14 protein-coding genes are annotated in these 15937 nt (G+C 67.9%); 6 read left to right on the forward strand and 8 right to left on the reverse strand.

All coding sequences use genetic code 11. The features are described from left to right. Positions 1-60: 60 nt before the first annotated feature. Positions 61-867: an SDR family NAD(P)-dependent oxidoreductase gene (locus tag HMH01_RS16095; protein ID WP_171326823.1), complete on the reverse strand. Its 807-nt coding sequence runs from the start codon at positions 865-867 to the stop codon at positions 61-63. 11 nt (positions 868-878) lie between these two features. Continuing rightward, entirely contained in the window at positions 879-2699 is a 1821-nt protein-coding gene (locus HMH01_RS16100; protein WP_246237455.1) for an ABC transporter substrate-binding protein, read from the reverse strand. A gap of 213 nt (positions 2700-2912) precedes the next feature. On the opposite strand from HMH01_RS16100, the gene HMH01_RS16105 reads away from it, so the two are divergent. From HMH01_RS16105 to HMH01_RS16125, 5 genes are all read left to right on the forward strand, one after another. Next, a complete protein-coding gene (locus HMH01_RS16105) occupies positions 2913-3872 on the forward strand; it encodes a sugar ABC transporter substrate-binding protein (protein ID WP_171326824.1) in 960 nt (319 codons plus the stop codon). Between the two features lie 72 nt (positions 3873-3944). Next, entirely contained in the window at positions 3945-4766 is an 822-nt protein-coding gene (locus tag HMH01_RS16110; RefSeq protein ID WP_171326825.1) for an SDR family oxidoreductase, read from the forward strand. Positions 4767-4835: 69 nt separating this feature from the next. Further along, positions 4836-5816 (forward strand): ABC transporter permease, encoded by a 981-nt coding sequence (locus HMH01_RS16115; RefSeq protein ID WP_171326826.1) that lies wholly within the window; start codon positions 4836-4838, stop codon positions 5814-5816. An 11-nt stretch (positions 5817-5827) separates the two neighbouring features. After that, positions 5828-6829, forward strand: a complete 1002-nt coding sequence (locus HMH01_RS16120) for an ABC transporter permease (RefSeq protein WP_171326827.1) — start codon at positions 5828-5830, stop codon at positions 6827-6829. Further along, a complete protein-coding gene (locus tag HMH01_RS16125; RefSeq protein WP_171326828.1) occupies positions 6826-8334 on the forward strand; it encodes a sugar ABC transporter ATP-binding protein in 1509 nt (502 codons plus the stop codon). Before HMH01_RS16120 ends, HMH01_RS16125 begins: the two co-directional genes overlap by 4 nt. A 99-nt stretch (positions 8335-8433) precedes the next feature. Here the strand turns inward: HMH01_RS16125 and HMH01_RS16130 are convergent, their stop codons facing one another. The 6 genes from HMH01_RS16130 to HMH01_RS16155 form a co-directional block, all read right to left on the reverse strand. Continuing rightward, positions 8434-9717, reverse strand: a complete 1284-nt coding sequence (locus HMH01_RS16130) for a TRAP transporter large permease (protein WP_171326829.1) — start codon at positions 9715-9717, stop codon at positions 8434-8436. Further along, a complete protein-coding gene (locus HMH01_RS16135; protein ID WP_171326830.1) occupies positions 9714-10301 on the reverse strand; it encodes a TRAP transporter small permease subunit in 588 nt (195 codons plus the stop codon). Before HMH01_RS16135 ends, HMH01_RS16130 begins: the two co-directional genes overlap by 4 nt. Before the next feature lie 22 nt (positions 10302-10323). Beyond that, positions 10324-11364 (reverse strand): TRAP transporter substrate-binding protein, encoded by a 1041-nt coding sequence (locus HMH01_RS16140; protein WP_171326831.1) that lies wholly within the window; start codon positions 11362-11364, stop codon positions 10324-10326. A 30-nt stretch (positions 11365-11394) separates the two neighbouring features. Further along, positions 11395-12210 carry a putative hydro-lyase gene (locus tag HMH01_RS16145; protein WP_171326832.1) on the reverse strand — a complete coding sequence of 272 codons (816 nt, stop codon included), beginning with the start codon at positions 12208-12210 and terminating at the stop codon, positions 11395-11397. Between the two features lie 94 nt (positions 12211-12304). Further along, complete coding sequence (locus HMH01_RS16150; protein WP_171326833.1) at positions 12305-13195, reverse strand: LysR family transcriptional regulator; 891 nt, start codon at positions 13193-13195, stop codon at positions 12305-12307. 142 nt (positions 13196-13337) lie between these two features. After that, the gene (locus HMH01_RS16155; RefSeq protein WP_171326834.1) at positions 13338-14930 is read right to left on the reverse strand and encodes a gamma-glutamyltransferase family protein; all 1593 of its coding nucleotides are present in this window, start codon (positions 14928-14930) and stop codon (positions 13338-13340) included. Positions 14931-15257: 327 nt separating this feature from the next. Here HMH01_RS16155 and HMH01_RS16160 point away from each other — a divergent pair, with 327 nt between their 5' ends. Then, the gene (locus HMH01_RS16160) at positions 15258-15854 is read left to right on the forward strand and encodes a TetR/AcrR family transcriptional regulator (protein ID WP_246237456.1); all 597 of its coding nucleotides are present in this window, start codon (positions 15258-15260) and stop codon (positions 15852-15854) included. Positions 15855-15937 lie beyond the last annotated feature (83 nt).

Here is a 15937-nt window from a genome sequence, read left to right on the forward strand (position 1 = left end):
CTCCTCCGGGCGGCCGGGCCTGCCCTCTGTGTTTGGCTGATTGTCGGAACGGGCCGGGCGCTACTGGATGCACCAGCCGCCGTCGATATGGATCATCTGGCCGGTCATGTAGTCGCTGTCCGGGCTTGCAAGGAAGGACGCGGTGCCGGTGATGTCGTCGGGATAGGACACGCGCTTGATCTGCAGCGCGTCGCGCACGATGTCCTCGTAGGCCTGGCCTTCCTTCTGCTTGAAGCCGATATCCACCAGGTCCTTGTCGAGCTGTTCCCACAAGGGCGTCACCACCACGCCCGGCGCATAGCCGTTGACGGTGATGTTGTGCTCGGCCAGCGCGATGGCGCCGCAATGCGTCAGCGCAAGGCAGCCGTATTTCGAGGTGCAGTACACCGTCACGTCCACCAGCGGCTTGCGCGAGGCGATGGAGCCCACGTTGATCAGCTTGTAGGGCGCGTCCTGCTTGCCCTGCGCGATCATCTGGCGCGCGGTCTCCTGCATGCCAAGCCACATCGCCTTGGTGTTGACGTTCATGATCATGTCCCAGTTGTCCTCATCGATATCCATGAAGAACCGGGGCTTGTTCAGGCCGGCATTGAAAAGGCCCACGTTGATCATGCCGAAGGCATCGACCGTCGCCGCGACCGCGGCCGCGTTGTCCTCGCGACGGGTCACGTCCATCTTCACCGCGATGGCCCGGCCGTTGCCGCGGGCGTTGATCGCATCCGCCACCGCCTGCGCCGCGTCCCGGTCCAGGTCGCCCAGGCACACATTGGCGCCCTGGGCTGCGAAGGCCTCGGCGTTGGCGGCACCCATGCCGCGCGCGGCGCCCGTGATCAGGATGTTCTTGCCCTTCAGGCGTTCGGTGTCCATGTCTTCCTCCCTCAGTCAATTGGCGTTTTCAGGATTTCTTCGGCCCGCGCCTGCACACGGGCGAGCGCGGTCTGCGGGCTGACCAGCCCGCGCAGCATGTCGTGCAGCTCGTGCCCGCACAGCCGGATCAGGTCCGAGATCCGCGGGATCGGCGGGCGCGGCCAGAACTGCAATTCGTCGCGCCAGGACATCTGGTCCACCGTCTCGAAGATGGGCGACAGCCGCCGCACCTCCGGATCGGCGCCCACCGAATAGCGGGGCGCGGTGCGGCTGCCGCTCTGCACATACAGCTTCTGCGCCGCCGGAGAGGTGAAGGCGATCAGCGCCTCGACCGCCTCTGCCACGCGCTCCTCGGACAGGTTCGCCGGGATGCACAGCGCATAGCCGCCCACCGGGGCGATCGGCGCGCCCTCGGGCCCGTGCGGATGCGGCAGGTAGCCGGTGTTGCCATAAGCGGGGCAGGTCTCGTCCAGCTCGAAATACGGGGCGAGCAGCGTGTAGCCATAGGCCATCGCGACCTTTCCGGCCGCATAGGGGCGGACCCGCTCGTACCAGGACATCGACAGGATGTCGGGGGGCGAGTAGTCCATCAGCTCCATCAGGTATTCCGCCGCCGCCAGCGCGCGATCGGTGTCCAGCATCGGACGGTAGTCGCCCGCGCTCAGGTGGTCGGCGTCATAGCCGCCGGCCACGCGCGGCAGGTCGATGATCGGCTGGCCGAAGGCCGCGCAGGTCATCATGAAGGTGTGCCCCAGCGCCGTGCCGCGCGCGGCGTTCCAGGCGACGCCGTAGCGGCCGCTGCGGGGATCGTGGAAATGCCGGGCGGCCGCGATCACCTCGGCCGCGCTTGCGGGCGGGGCCAGCCCCTCTTCGGCGAACCAGTCCTTGCGGTAGAACATCAGCTCGGGCGTCGTCTGGCTGGGCACGCCGTAGGGCAGGCCGCCCCAATGGGTCGCGCGCCAGCCCGCGGTGTGAAAGTCGCTCGGGTCCAGCCGGGCGGTGTCCATCACCTCGGTCAGCGGCCGGATCACGCCCTTGGCGACGAACTCGCCGATCCAGGGCAGGTCCACCGCGATCAGGTCATAGGCGCTGCGCTTGCGCTCGGCGTTGCGCAACGCCTCCTGGTGCAGCCGGTCGATGGAAAAGGCGCGCTGGTGGATCTCGGTGCCGACCAGGTGCTCGAACTGGCGCTTTAGGTTGCCCATCACCATGAAGGTGGGGTCGCCATGCACCAGGATGCGCAGCCCGCCGGTCAGCTTCAGCGGCGACAGAAGCGCCTTTGGCGGCGCGATCGCGGCCTGTCCCGGCACATAGGAGCCGCCGTAGAAGTAGTCCTCCACCTCCTCGGGGCCGTCGAAGGCGCCGCGCGCGATGCGGCCGACGCGGCTGGCCAGCTCGCTGAACCGCTCCAGCAGCGCCGCGCTCGGATGCAGCGAAAAGCTGCGCCCCGACTTCGTGCGCGGCCGCTGCTCGATCAGCCCGGCATTCTGGATCTCGGCCAGCTTGCGCATCGCCGTGGCATAGGGAACCCCCGAGGCCGAGGCCAGCGACGAGGCGGAGACCAGCCGCCCCTCGATATGGCCCTTCAGCAGGTGCAGCATCATGTTGAGATGCGGATTGGGCGTCGTCGGCTCCAGCGCGGTATCCATTTCGAGAGAAAGATTGCCAAGGAACGTCACCACCCGCGCCAGCTCCGCCTCGGGGGTGCCCGGCGACAGGGACGCGGCGCCGGGCGACGCGGCCTCCTGTCCGAATTGGCGGTTTCTGGCGGGCTGCTGGTTCATGGTTCCAAGAGCGCTTGGCCCAACGGCCCGGGTCGGGCGGCGTTTCATGGGCGGTCCTCCTCAAATGACCAGATTGACATTTCTGCGGGATGGCTGAGTTATCCATAATGGATGAAAATTTATCCATAATGAACATAAAGCCGTGGTTCCGAAACGGATCAAAACGCGCTGGATACGGGTCAGATTGCACCGGGCGATTCCCGGGCTGGATCTCCGGCGGCAATCACAGGACAAGCAGGACAAGAAATTGGGAGGAACGACATGACCCGTATCACCAGGCTTTCACTCGCGTGCTCGACCGCGCTCGTCGCGATCGGCGGCGCGGCTGCCGCGCAGTCCGTCACCATCGGCATCACCCAGAACAACGTGGGCGTCGACAGCTACCAGACCACCTATGAGCAGGCCTTCATCGCCGCGGCCGAGCAGAACCCCGATGTCGAGGTCGTCGTGCTCGACGCCGGCGGCGACGTGGCGCGCCAGATCGCCCAGATCCAGGACCTGGTGCAGCAGCAGGTCGACGCCATGATCATCTGGCCGACCAACGGCCAGGCCGTGATCCCGGCGGTGCGCCAGGCCCACCAGGCCGGCATTCCCGTGATCGTCACCAACTCCAACATCGCCGAAGAGGGCTTCGACTTCGTGCGCTCCTTCTCGGGCCCCGACAACGTGACCCAGGGCGCCCGCGCGGCCGAGATCATGTGCGACCGCTTCAAGGCGCAGGGCATCGAGGACGAGGCCCGCGTGGTCCAGATCACCGGCCAGCCCGGCTATACCACCGCGATCGAGCGCGCGTCCGGCTTCGAGGAGCGTCTGCCCGAGGTCTGCCCGAACGTCACCCTGGTGGAAAGCCAGCCGGGCAACTGGAACCGCGAGGAAGCCCAGCGCGTGATGGAGGCCTTCCTCGTCAAGTATGACGACATCGACGGCGTCTATTCGGGCGACGACAACATGGGCGTGGGCGCCCTGAACGCGGCGCTCGCCGCCGGCCGCGCCGCCGACATCACCTTCGTGGGCGCCACCAACTTCGCCGTCGGCTACGACGCGATGGAGCGGGGCGAGTACTGGGGCTCGATCTACCAGTCGCCGGTCGATGACGCCGAGGCCGCGCTCCAGACCGCGCTCGACGTGCTGGCGGGCGAGGACGTGCCCTTCCTCAACTACTTCGACACGCCCAAGATCACGCAGGAGAACATGACCGAGTTCGATCGGCCGGTGTTCTGATCTTCCTCCCCCGGGGTGGGGCCGGCCCGCTTGGCTGGCCCCGCCCCACCTTGCGACTTACAGATAAGATGAATGGGGGGACACGCCGTGGCCGAACCTCGTGGAGTTGAGGGACGCGTCTGCATCGTGACCGGTGCCGCGCGCGGAATAGGGCGCGCCATCGGCGAGGCGCTGCTCGACGAAGGGGCGCGGGTCTGCTTCGCGGACCTGAACGCAGACCAGGTGGCCGAGGTGGCCGCGCGCAACCGCGCCCGCCCCGGCATCGACCCCGACGCGGTGATCTCCGCCGGGGTGGACGTGCGCGACCGCGCGCAGGTCCGCGACATGATCGGGCAGACCGTCGCGGCCTTCGGGCGCCTCGACGTGATGTTCAACAACGCAGGCGTCAACAAGCCGATGAACTTCATGGACGTGACCGAGGACAACTGGTCCTTCATCATGGACGTGAACGGCCTGGGCTGCCTCATCGGCATCCAGGAAGCCGCGCGCCAGATGATCGCGCAGGGCGGCGGCGGCAAGATCGTCAACACCGCCTCGATCGCGTCGCGCCAGGGCTTCGACAACGTCGCACCCTACTGCGCCTCGAAATTCGCCGTGGTCAGCCTGACCCAGTCGGCGGCCCGCGACCTTGCGCGCCACGACATCACCGTGACCGGCTTCGCGCCGGGCGTGGTCGCGACCGAGATGTGGGAACAGGTCGACCGCGACCTCATGGAAATCGGCGCCTCCGAGCGCCCCGGCCAGGCGATGGAGGAATTCTCCTCCGAGATCCTGAAGGGCCGCGTCGCCCGCGCCGAGGACATCACCGGCACCACCACCTTCCTTGCCTCGCGGGCAAGCGACTACATGACAGGGCAGATCGTGATGATCGACGGAGGCATGGTCCTGGTCTGACACCGGACCATCTGAACCGCAAACGAACGAGAGCGCCGCCAAGGCGCCTCATGGAGGGGAGAACGGAACATGGCCGACACGGCCGCCAAATCGTTGGGCAGGGTGCTGGCACGCCAGGGCATCCTGATCGCCTTCGTGATCTTCATGCTGGGCTTCGCGCTGTGGAACCCGCGCTTCATCGCCGTGGACAACGTCTTCGGCGTGGTCCGCTCCTCGGCGATCCTGGGCATCATGGCGCTTGGCGTCACCTTCGTGGTGATCGGCGGCAACCTGGACCTGTCGGTCGGCTCGATGCTGTCCTTCTCGGCCATCGTGGTGCTGGACCTGCACGAGAACCCCGCCTTCGGCCCCGCGCTCGCCATCCCGGCGATGTTCGCCATGACCCTGTGCCTGGGCGCGATCAACGGCTACCTGATCGGCTATCTCAGGCTCAACTCGCTGATCGTCACGTTGGGGATGCTGTCCGCGATCCACGGCCTGACGCTGACCTATTCGGGCGGGCAGAACATGGACATCGCCAACCAGGGCGCGACCTGGTTCGGCGTCTTCGGGCGCGGCTCGGCGCTCGGCATCCCGATCCCGGTGCTCCTGTTCGCGGGGCTCGCGGCCCTGCTGGGCATCCTGCTCGCGCGCACCCCCTTCGGGCGCAAGGTCTATGCCGTGGGCGGCAACGGCACCGCCGCCACCTTCTCGGGCATCCCGCGCGCCCGCGTCGTGTTCCTCACCTACCTCATCTCGGCCTTCTGCGTCGCGACCGCGGGCCTGATCCAGGCCAGCCGCACCATGGGCGCGCAGAACACCGTGGGGCAGGGGATGGAGCTTGAGGTGCTGGCCGCCGTCATCCTGGGCGGCGCGTCGCTGCTGGGCGGCTCGGGCACCGTGTTCAAGACCGTGATCGGCGTGCTGATCCTGGGCTTCATCCAGAACGGCCTGCTGCTCGCGGGGCTGCAATTCTACGTCCAGTTCGTCGTCACCTGGATCATCATCATCCTCGCCGTCTGGCTCGATATCGCCACCAAGCGCGGAAAGCTCTGGTCGCCGATCGCCTGAGGAGCACGGACATGAACAATCCAACCCTGAAGAACCTGGCACGGAACGGCGCGATCTGGGGCTTCATCGCCCTCCAGCTCGTCTTCTTCGAACTTGCCGGCCGCTACTGGTCGCTGTCCGACAGCGCCTTCATGGATCTCGACAGCATGCTGCTGCTGCTCAAGCAGTCGGCCCCCATCGGGATCATCGCCATCGGCATGACCGTGGTGATGATCAACGGCAACATCGACCTTTCGGTGGGCGCGATCTACGCGCTTGCGGGGATCGTGATGCTCGACAGCCTGGGCTGGCCCTTCATGGCGGCGATGGGCGATGCGGCGATCCCGCTGGCCTGGCTCTTCGCGCTGCTGACCGGCTGCCTGCTTGGCCTGATCAACGGCCTGATCGTCTGGAAGACCGGCGTCGACGCCTTCATCGTGACGCTGGGCGCCATGCTCGGCTATCGCGGCCTCGTCTTCGTCTACAACGGCGAACAGCCCACCTACAACCTGAACTGGGCCATGGTGGACATCGCCGAGGCGGACATCCTCGGCCTCCAGGTGCCGGCGCTGGTGCTGCTGGGCGTCGCGCTGATCGTCTGGCTGGTGATGACCCGCACCGTGCATGGCCGCAACGCCTATGCCATCGGCGACAACCGCGAGGCGGCGGTCAATGCCGGCATCCGCGTGGGGCCCCACATCACCATCAACTTCGTGCTGATCGGCTTTCTCGCAGCCCTCTCGGCGGTGGTCTTCTACTCGGGCAGCGGCTCGGTGAACCCCAATGACGGGATGCTGTTCGAGTTGTGGGCGATCACCGCCGTCGTGCTGGGCGGCACCAAGCTTGCGGGCGGCAAGGGCTCGATCATCGGCACGCTGGGCGGGGTCATCGCGATCCAGCTTCTGCGCCGGGGCCTGAACCACATCGGCGCGGATTCCGAGACGGTCAACCTGGTGATCGGAACCATCCTGATCGCGGTGCTGTTCCTCGACCGGCAGCTGAACCGCAAGGGCGCAGAGGAGTTGCGGCTATGACCGACCAGAAACCTGCCCTTCGCCTGGAAGGGATCGTAAAGACCTTTCCCGGCGTCCGCGCCCTCGACGGTGTGAGCTTCTCGGTGATGCCCGGGGAAGTGCACGCCCTGATGGGCGAGAACGGCGCCGGCAAGTCCACCCTGATGAAGGTGCTGGGCGGCATCTACCAGCCCGACGAGGGCCGCATCTTCATCGCCGAACGCGAGACGGTGATGCGCGGCCCGCTGGAGGCCAAGGCCCGGGGCGTCATGTTCATCCACCAGGAACTCAGCCTGGCCGAGGAACTCTCGGTGGCCGAGAACATCTACCTGGGCGAATTGCCGCGCAAGAGCTTCGGCCGCGTGGACTGGGCGACGCTCTATGCCCGAACCGATGCGATCCTGCAAAAGCTCAAGGTCGGCTTCAACGCCCGCACCCGGGTCGGCGAACTCTCCATCGCCAACCAGCAGATGGTCGAGATCGCCCGCGCCCTGACGGTGGACGCAAAGGCCGTGATCTTCGACGAGCCCACCGCCTCGCTGACCGATGCCGAGAAGGTGGTGCTCTTCGACGTGATCGCGGATCTCAAGGCGCATGGCGTGGGGATCATCTACATCTCGCACCGCATGGAAGAGATATTCCGCATCACCGACCGCATCAGCGTGCTGCGCGACGGGCAGTATCGCGGCACGCTCGAGACCGCCGCCACCAACGAGGAAGAGATCACGCGCATGATGATCGGCCGCGACCTCGATCTCGGCCGCAACGTCGCCCCGACGAAACCCGGCCCCGTCGCGCTGCGCGTCGAGGGGCTGAGCTGCGGGCGGCTCTTCAACGATGTCACGTTCGAGTTGCGCGAGGGCGAGGTGCTGGGCTTCTACGGCCTCGTGGGCGCCGGCCGCACCGAGATCGCCGAGACGCTTTTTGGCCTGCGCACGCCCTCGGCCGGTCGCATCTTCCTCAAGGGCGAGGAGGTGACGCTTTCCTCGCCCATCGAGGCGATCGCCCGCGGCATCAGCCTGGTGCCCGAAAGCCGCAAGGAACAGGGCCTCGTCCTGGGCATGAACTGCAAGGACAACATCACGCTCCCGCAGGTGGACGACATGACCGCCGGGCCCTTCGTGTCGGACGGGGCGGAAATCTCGATCTACGACCAGTACCGCGACCGGCTCTCGATCAAGAGCCCAAGCTGGCGCACCCAGGTCGGCAATCTTTCGGGCGGCAACCAGCAGAAGATCGTGATCGGCAAGTGGCTGTCCATGCGCCCCGAGGTGCTGATCGTGGACGAGCCCACGCGCGGCATCGACGTGGGCTCCAAGTCCGAGATCCACAACCTTCTGCGCGACCTGGCCGCGCAGGGTTTCGCGGTCATCGTCATCTCCTCCGAGATGCCCGAGGTGCTGCATGTCTCCGACCGCATCCTCGCGATGTACCAGGGCCGGATCATGCGCGAATTCACCGCCGCCGAAGTGACCGAGGACAGCCTGATCCAGGCCATCTCGGGCCTGACCGGCGACGCCGCCTGAGCGGGCGCCGCACCCCTTGCGTCGGGCCGCTGCCGGGCCCGACTGCCATACAGGTGCCATACACTTTCCAGACGTTTTCCAGACGCCGTTTCCGGCGCCTCAGCGCAGCGTCTCCGGCAGGAACAGCGCCAGCTGCGGCATCGCGATCAGCAGCGCGACCATCGCCAGCATGACAAGCACATAAGGCACCGCACCCACCATCACCTCGCCCATCCGCCCGGATTTCCGTGCGCCCTGAACGACATACAGGTTCAGCCCCACCGGCGGCGTGATCAGCGCCATCTCGATCAGCACGATCATCAGGATCCCGAACCAGACCGGATCGAACCCGGCCGCCACCACCAGCGGCACGATGATCGGTATCGTCACCACCATCAGCGACAACGTCTCGATGAAGAACCCCAGCACGACATAGATCCCCACCACCACCAGGATCAGCCCCATCGGCGACAGGCCCAGCCCGTCCAGCATCGTCTGCAACTCGGCACCAAGCCCGGCCGAGGCCAGGGTGAAGTTCAGGAACGACGCGCCTATCACCACCAGCATGATCATCGCCGTGACCTTGACCGTGCCCAGCAGGCTTTCCCGGATCACGCCCAGGTCCAGCCGCCCGAACAGCGCCGCGATCGCCAGCGCGCCGAAGACGCCCACGGACGCGGCCTCGGTGGGCGTCGCCCAGCCGCGATATATCGTGCCCACGATGATGCCGAACAGCAGGATGATCGGCAGAAGCTGCGCCAGCGCGCGCAGCATCTGGGCAAGGGGGAATACCCGCCGCACGCCGCCAAGTTCGGGGCGGATCGCGCACAGCAGCACCGTCACCGCCATGAAGCCGAGCGCCAGCATCAGCCCGGGGATCAGCCCCGCCAGGAACAGCTGCGGGATCGAGCTTTGCGTGAGGAACCCGTAGACGATCAGGTTGATCGAGGGCGGGATCATGATGCCCAGCGTGCCGCCCGCCGCGATCGCGCCGGAGAACAGGCGCGGATCGTAGCCCAGCTTCTCGGCCTGCGGCATCGCCACGGTCGCGACCGTGGCAGCCGTCGCCACCGACGAGCCCGAGGTGGCAGAGAACATCGTCGCGGTCGCGATGTTGGCGTGGACCAGCCCGCCCGGCAGCCAGCTGACCCAGCGGTCGAGCGCGGCATAGGTGCGCGCGGCAATCCCCGAACGCACCAGGATCTCGCCCAGGAGCACGAAGAACGGGATCGCGATCAGCGTCGGGTTGTTCGAGGTGGACCAGACCATGTTGCCCAGTCCGCGCACCAGCGGGAACGGGCTGAAAAAGGTGTCGATGCCGAAACCCAGCAGGAACAGCACGATGCCCACCGGGATCGACAGCCCCAGAAACACCAGAAGTCCCACGGTCATCGAAGGGATCATCGTGCATTCTCCGGCCGAAGGGCGGCAACCGCGGCGGCCTCGGCCTCCTCGATCTCGCCGGTGATGCCGATATGGCGGTGGACCGCGTCATGCCGCCCCTGAAGAAGCAGGGCCGCGGCGGCGAGAACCGTCACCCAGGACGCAATCGCGAACCAGATCCAGCCCGCCATCCAGGGCCACTGGACCAGCGCCAGCGGCGTTTCCAGCGGGGTATTCGCGCGCGAGGAATTCAGGATCGAGCGTTCCAGCACCGGCCAGCATTTCAGCGCGATCAGGCTGACGGTGGCCGCCAGCACGCTGAGCGCGAACAGGTCGAAAAGCGCGCGCAGCCGGGGACCGCCCCGGCTGCGGATCAGGTCGATGCGGACATGGCCCAGCTCGCTCAGCGCATAGGCCATGCCCCAGGAGGTGGCGATCGCCATGACATAGCCGCTGATCTCGTCCGTGCCGCCGAAGGATGCGTGGAAGCGCCGCAGCACGATGTCGAGCAGGACGAAGCCCGCGCACAGCAGAAGGCTTGCCCCCACGGCCAGCGCGACCCAGCGGTTGAACCGGCGCAGCGCGCCCAGGATCGTTTCGGCCATGGCGGGCCCCCCTTGTCCGCGCCTACTGCGCGATGCTCACGCCGACGGCGGCGCCCACGCTCTCGTTCCAGCGCGCGGCCCACTCGGACCCGGCGCGGGCCGCCCAGTCGGGCAGGACCGTGGTTTCCAGCACTTCCCGCGCGCGGGCGAAATCGGCGTCAGACACCTCGACCAGCACCATGTCGCGCGCCTCGCCCGCAGGACAATCGCCGTTGCCCGTCAGGCAGGCAATGTCGCTGGTCAGCGCATCCTGCGCCGCCGCCCAGGCCGGGGCCTCGAATTCGGCCGCGATGGTATCCGCGATCAGCGTCTGCATCTCGGGCGAGAGGCTGTTCCAGCGGTCGAGGTTGATCGCCGTCACGACGCTGTCCCAGCCGCCCAGCGGGATCGGCAGAAGATGGGTGGACACCTCCCACCAGCCGGCGGAATAACCCGAGCCCGCGCCCGTCACCGCGCAGTCCACCACGCCGTTCTGAAGCGCGCCCGGCACCTCTCCGAAGCCGACATTGATGCCCTCGGCGCCCAGCGCCTCCAGGAACTGCGCGGTCATCCGGCCCGAGGCGCGGACCTTCAGGCCCTGAAGATCGGCAAGGCTCTCGATTTCGGCGTTGCAGAAGACGACCTGCGGCGGATAGGGCGCGATGGCCAGCACATGGCTGTTGAAGCGGTCGCGGTAGATGTCCTCGACCATCGGGCGGGCCGCCTCGACCATGGCGCGCGCCTCGTCGGCGGTCATGGCGATCAGCGGCACGTCCAGCCCCTCCAGTTCCGGCGCATCGGCCACCGCGTAGTCGGCCACGGTCATGGCGACGTCATAGACGCCCTCGCCCAGCAGGCGGTAGACGTCGCCCACGCCCAGGTTCATCTGGTTGTGCGTGGTCAGCGCCACGTCGATCGTGCCGCCCGACGCCTCGGGCAGGGTCTGCGACCAGAAGGGGGCCTCGTACTCGTTGTGCAGCGGCAGGTTCGACCAGCTGCCGACCACCGACAGCGTTTCGGACTGGGCAAGGGCCGGGCCGCTCAGGGCGGTGGCCGCGAGAAGGACTGCGATCCTGGTTTTCATGGTCTTGGTATCCCTGTTGTTGTGATTGGTTCAGTCTTGGGCGAGCACCGGCACCTCGGCATCCTCGGGGATGTCGGTGATCAGCATGTGCCCCGGCCGATGCGTGATGCAGAGCGGCGGGGCGGCGGCGGCGATGGCGGCCTGCGGGGTCACGCCGCAGGCCCAGAAGACCGGCACCTGGCCGGGCAGCAGCGGCGCCGGGTCGCCCCAGTCGGGGCGCGCGATATCCGCGATCCCGATGTCCGAGGGGTCGCCTGCATGGACGGGGCCGCCATGGGCCAGCGGATAGCGGCGCGAGATCGCGACCGCCTGGTCCACGCGGTCCGCGTCCAGGGCGCGCAGGCTCACCACCATCATCGAGCGGAACGGCCCGGCCGGCGCGCAGGGAATGGAAGAGCGGAACATCGGCACCGTGGTGTCGTTCTCGACGTGCCAGAGCGGGATGCCGGCGCGGATCAGCGCATGCTCGAAGGTGAACGAACAGCCCAGCGCAAAGGCCACCATGTCCCCGGTCCACAGGTCGGCGATGTCGTTCGCCGTGCCCGCCAGCCGGCCGTCGCGATAGATGTTGTAGGCCGGCAGGTCCGAGCGGATGTCGATGTCGCGCCCCAGCGTGCGCATCACCGGATCCCCGGTTTCGGACACGCCCACCAGCGGGCAGGGCTTGGGGTTGCGCTGGCAGAAGCGCATGAAATCGAGCGCCCAGGGCTCTGGCAGGATCACTACATTGGCCTGAAGATACCCCGCGCCAAGCCCCGCCGTGTGGCCGCGATAGGCGCCGCCGCGGATGGCCGCGCGCAGGGTCGCAAGGTCGCTTCGTTGCAGGTCGCTGAAGGTGTCGCGCATCGGCCCCCCGGGTCGTCATTCTTGCCGGGACAGGCTGTCGTGGGACGTCCATCAGATCAAATCGAAAGATTTTCTTGATTTTGATAAAGGATTTTTATGATCTCGCATGGTTCACGGCCGCCTCGAGCGCCAGGCGCGCGGCGGTCTCGACCAGGTGGCTTCTGGGCTCGGCCAGGTAGGACGCGGTAAAGCGCAGCGGGCTCGGCACCCAGCCGGGATCGAACTCGACGATCCGGCCCGCCGCCAGCGGATCGGCCGCCAGTGCCCGGGGCAGGGCGGCGACGCCCAGCCCCGCCTCGACCAGCCGGAAACAGGCCGAGAGCGAGGAAGACGGAAAGATCGGCACCTCTGGCCCGACCCGCTCGAACAGCAGGTCGCGCAACTCGCGGTAGGGCCGCGTGTTGCGGGCATAGGTCAGGACTGGCCTGCGGAAATGCTCGGAGGGATGCGTCACCGGCGGCGCATCGGCGGCGACGTACCAGGCCAGGTCGAAACCCGGCAACTCTATGTTGTCCACGGAATATTCCGATATCGGCCCCAGCAGCACGGCCAGGTCGATCTCGCGGTTCAGCAGCCCCTCGCGCAGGCCCAGCGAGATGTCGACGTTGAACTCGATTTCCAGCTTCGGGTAAAGCCGGTGCAGCCGCGCGATCAGGTCGGGCAGCCAGCATTGGGCGATCGTTTCCGACACCCCGATCCTGAGATGGCGTTCCAGCCCTTCGGGGTCTATCACGTCGCGCTCGACCATCTCGGAAAGCTGCTCGAACTTGCGCGCATAGGACAGCAGCCGCTCGCCCCGCTTGGTCAGCGTCATCGTCCCGCCCGTCCGGTCGAAAAGCGCGCCGTGCAGCACCTGCTCGAGGTTGCGGATCCGGGCCGTGACCGCCGGCTGGGTCAGGTTCAGGGCGTCCGCCGCCCGTCCTACTCCGCCACAGCGCACGACGGCGGTGAAGGTGCGAAGCTGCTCGAAGTTCAGCCGGCTCATATGTCCTGTCCCGAAGGGTCACGCATCAGCGTAGCGACAAGCCCGCGGCCCTGCAAACGCGCCGCCCCGCATGCCCGCGGACGGGCGGCGGTCTGCCGTCGGGCGCCGGGGCCCTGTCGGTCCCTTGCGACCGACGCGGCGGCTACTGCCTGGGATCGTGGCGCGCGTGGCAGCCCATGCCGTCCGCCACGACAAGCCCGGCCTGCCCGGCGATCGGGCTTTGCGCCGGGATTGGGCTGATCTCGTGCCCCAGCGCGGCCAGGTCGGAAAGCACCTGAGCGCCTGCATCCGCCTCGATCTTGAGGCTGTCGCGGCTGTCGGAAAAGGTGCGCCCCAGCAGGAAACGGGGGCCGGCCAGCGCGTCCTCGGGGGTCTGTGCGAAATCGATCAGCCGGGTGAGCAGCATTGCCAGCGTCTGCGGCTGGCCGTCGGCGCCCTGCGTGCCATAGACGATGTGCGGCTGGCCGTCCTTCAGCGCGAGGCCGGGGTTCAGCGTGTAGAAGGGCAGCTTGCCCGGCGCGAAGGCGTTCGGACTGGCGGGGTCGCTGGAAAAGGCCGCGCCGCGGTTCTGCCACAGGATGCCGGTATCGCCCGCGACCACCCCGCTGCCCCAGTCGAAATAGGTGCTTTGCAGCACGCTTGCCGCGTTGCCCTGCGCGTCGATGGCACCCAGGAACACCGTATCGCCGTGCTGCCAGCGATGCGGCCAGGGCATCGCCCGATCGGTCGCGATGCGCCCCGCCTCGGCATCGAGTGCGGCATCCCCGAGCCAGCGGCCGGTATCCGCCCTTGCGAAGGCGGGGTCGGCGATGGCGTGGCGATGGAGGAACGCGCGCTTGACCGCCTCGACGCAGAGATGGACATGCCCGGCGCTGCCCGGTGCGTGGCGCGCAAGATCGAAGCGCGAGAGGATGCCCATGATCTGCAACGTGGTCACGCCCTGCGTCGGCGGCGGCGGGGCAAGCAGCGTCAGCCCGCGATAGTCGAGCGCGAGCGGCGCCGCCTGCCGCGTGGTGGTCCGGGCCAGGTCATGGGCGCCGATCACGACGCCCTCTGCCCGCAGCCCCTCGACGATGCGCCGGGCAAGGGGGCCGGTGTAGAATTCCCGCGGCCCGCGTTCGGCCAGGTCTGAAAGGGTCCGCGCAAGTTCCGGCTGGCGCAGGACATGGCCGGCGGGCAGGGGCTGGCCATCGCCCAGAAAGATCCGGCCGAAGCCCGGCCAGCCGCCGCAGTCGGGTGCGCGGAAGCCGGCCCAGAACGCCTGCGAGCGGGTCACTTCGTGGCCGTCGGCGGCGATGCCGGCCGCGGGGGCCAGCAGATCCTCCCACCCGGCGGTGGCGCCCATGGTTGCGCGCGCATCCTCGAAGGCGTGGCGCCAGCCGTCGACAACGGCCGCGGTCGTCAGGATCGAGCCCGGCCCGCGCAGCGGGAACGGCCCCGCGGGCATCGGCCTGTCGATGCCCTGTCCGATGGCAAGGAAACTGCGTTGCCGCCCGTGCCGGTCCGAGACGAGCCAGACCGCATCGCCGCCCAGGCCGCAGAAATGGGGCATCACGACCGCCAGGACCGCCCCGGCGGCGATCAGCGCCTCGGGGGCGGTGCCCCCGGCCTCCAGCACGCGCATCCCGGCGGCCGTCGCCAGCGGGTGGGGCGTGGTAAGCGCCCCGGGGGTGCCGCGGGCCTGCGCGCCCTTCGCCGGGGTGGAGACTTCGCCACAATCCTGGACGAGCGACATGCGTCTTCCTTTCATCGGTCACGGTCGGATCGAGCGCAGGCGCGGACGGGCCCGGCCGGCCGCCGCAGAGGGGGGCGGTCATCCGGGTGGTAGGAGGGGCGGGCGCATAAGTAAACGTTCACTTACACGCCCGGCGCCCTGAAATCGGCGATTGGCAGAATTTTGTGCACATCCATCACGGCAAGCGGGCTGGCGAGAGCGGGCGGCGTTGTTTAGGGAAGGGGAACGCGCGCAACGGGATCGCCGGGAAAGTCGAGGGAAATGACCGAGTCGCCGGGAAAGAAGACACCGCGTCGGCGTGACCCCGAACGCACCAAGGCCCAGTTGATGGACGCGGCCCTTCGCGAGTTCGCCGATCACGGCTTTCACGGCGCGCGCGTCGATCGCATCACCACGGCGGTGGGCTGCAACCCGCGGCTTCTGTACCACTATTACGGCAGCAAGGAAAAACTCTACATCGCGGCGCTGGAGCAGGTGTTCGCGGACATCCGCGCGCAGGAGAACGCGCTGGCGCTGGACCGGCTCGAGCCGCTGGTCGCACTCAAGCGGCTGGTGGAGTTCACCTTCGACTTCTTCGAGACCAACCCGCTTTTCGTGAAGATCGCCCGCAACGAGAACCTGCTCGAGGGCCGCTTCATCGAGCAGACCGGCGCGATCCGCAACAGCTCCCAGCCGATCCTGACCGCGATCGCGGGGATCATGGACCGCGGCGTGGCGCAGGGCGCCTTCCGCCGCCGGCACGACCCGCTTCAGCTTTACATCACCATCGTGGCGCTGAGCGCCTTCCACCTGAACAACGGCCACACGCTGTCTGTGATCTTCGACACCGACATCCGCACCGCCGACTGGCGCAGGGCGCGGCGGGCGCATGCGGTGGCGCTGGTGCTGGACGCGGTGGCGGCGGGCGATTCGCCCACGCCCTGACGCGGCCCGCCCCGCGCGCCTGCGCCCTTTTCCGCGGCATCCCGTTCGCGTTTCGCCTGCGGCTTCGGCTTCGGTCCGGCCAG

It is taken from the genome of Halovulum dunhuangense (assembly GCF_013093415.1).
GTDB lineage: Bacteria > Pseudomonadota > Alphaproteobacteria > Rhodobacterales > Rhodobacteraceae > Halovulum > Halovulum dunhuangense.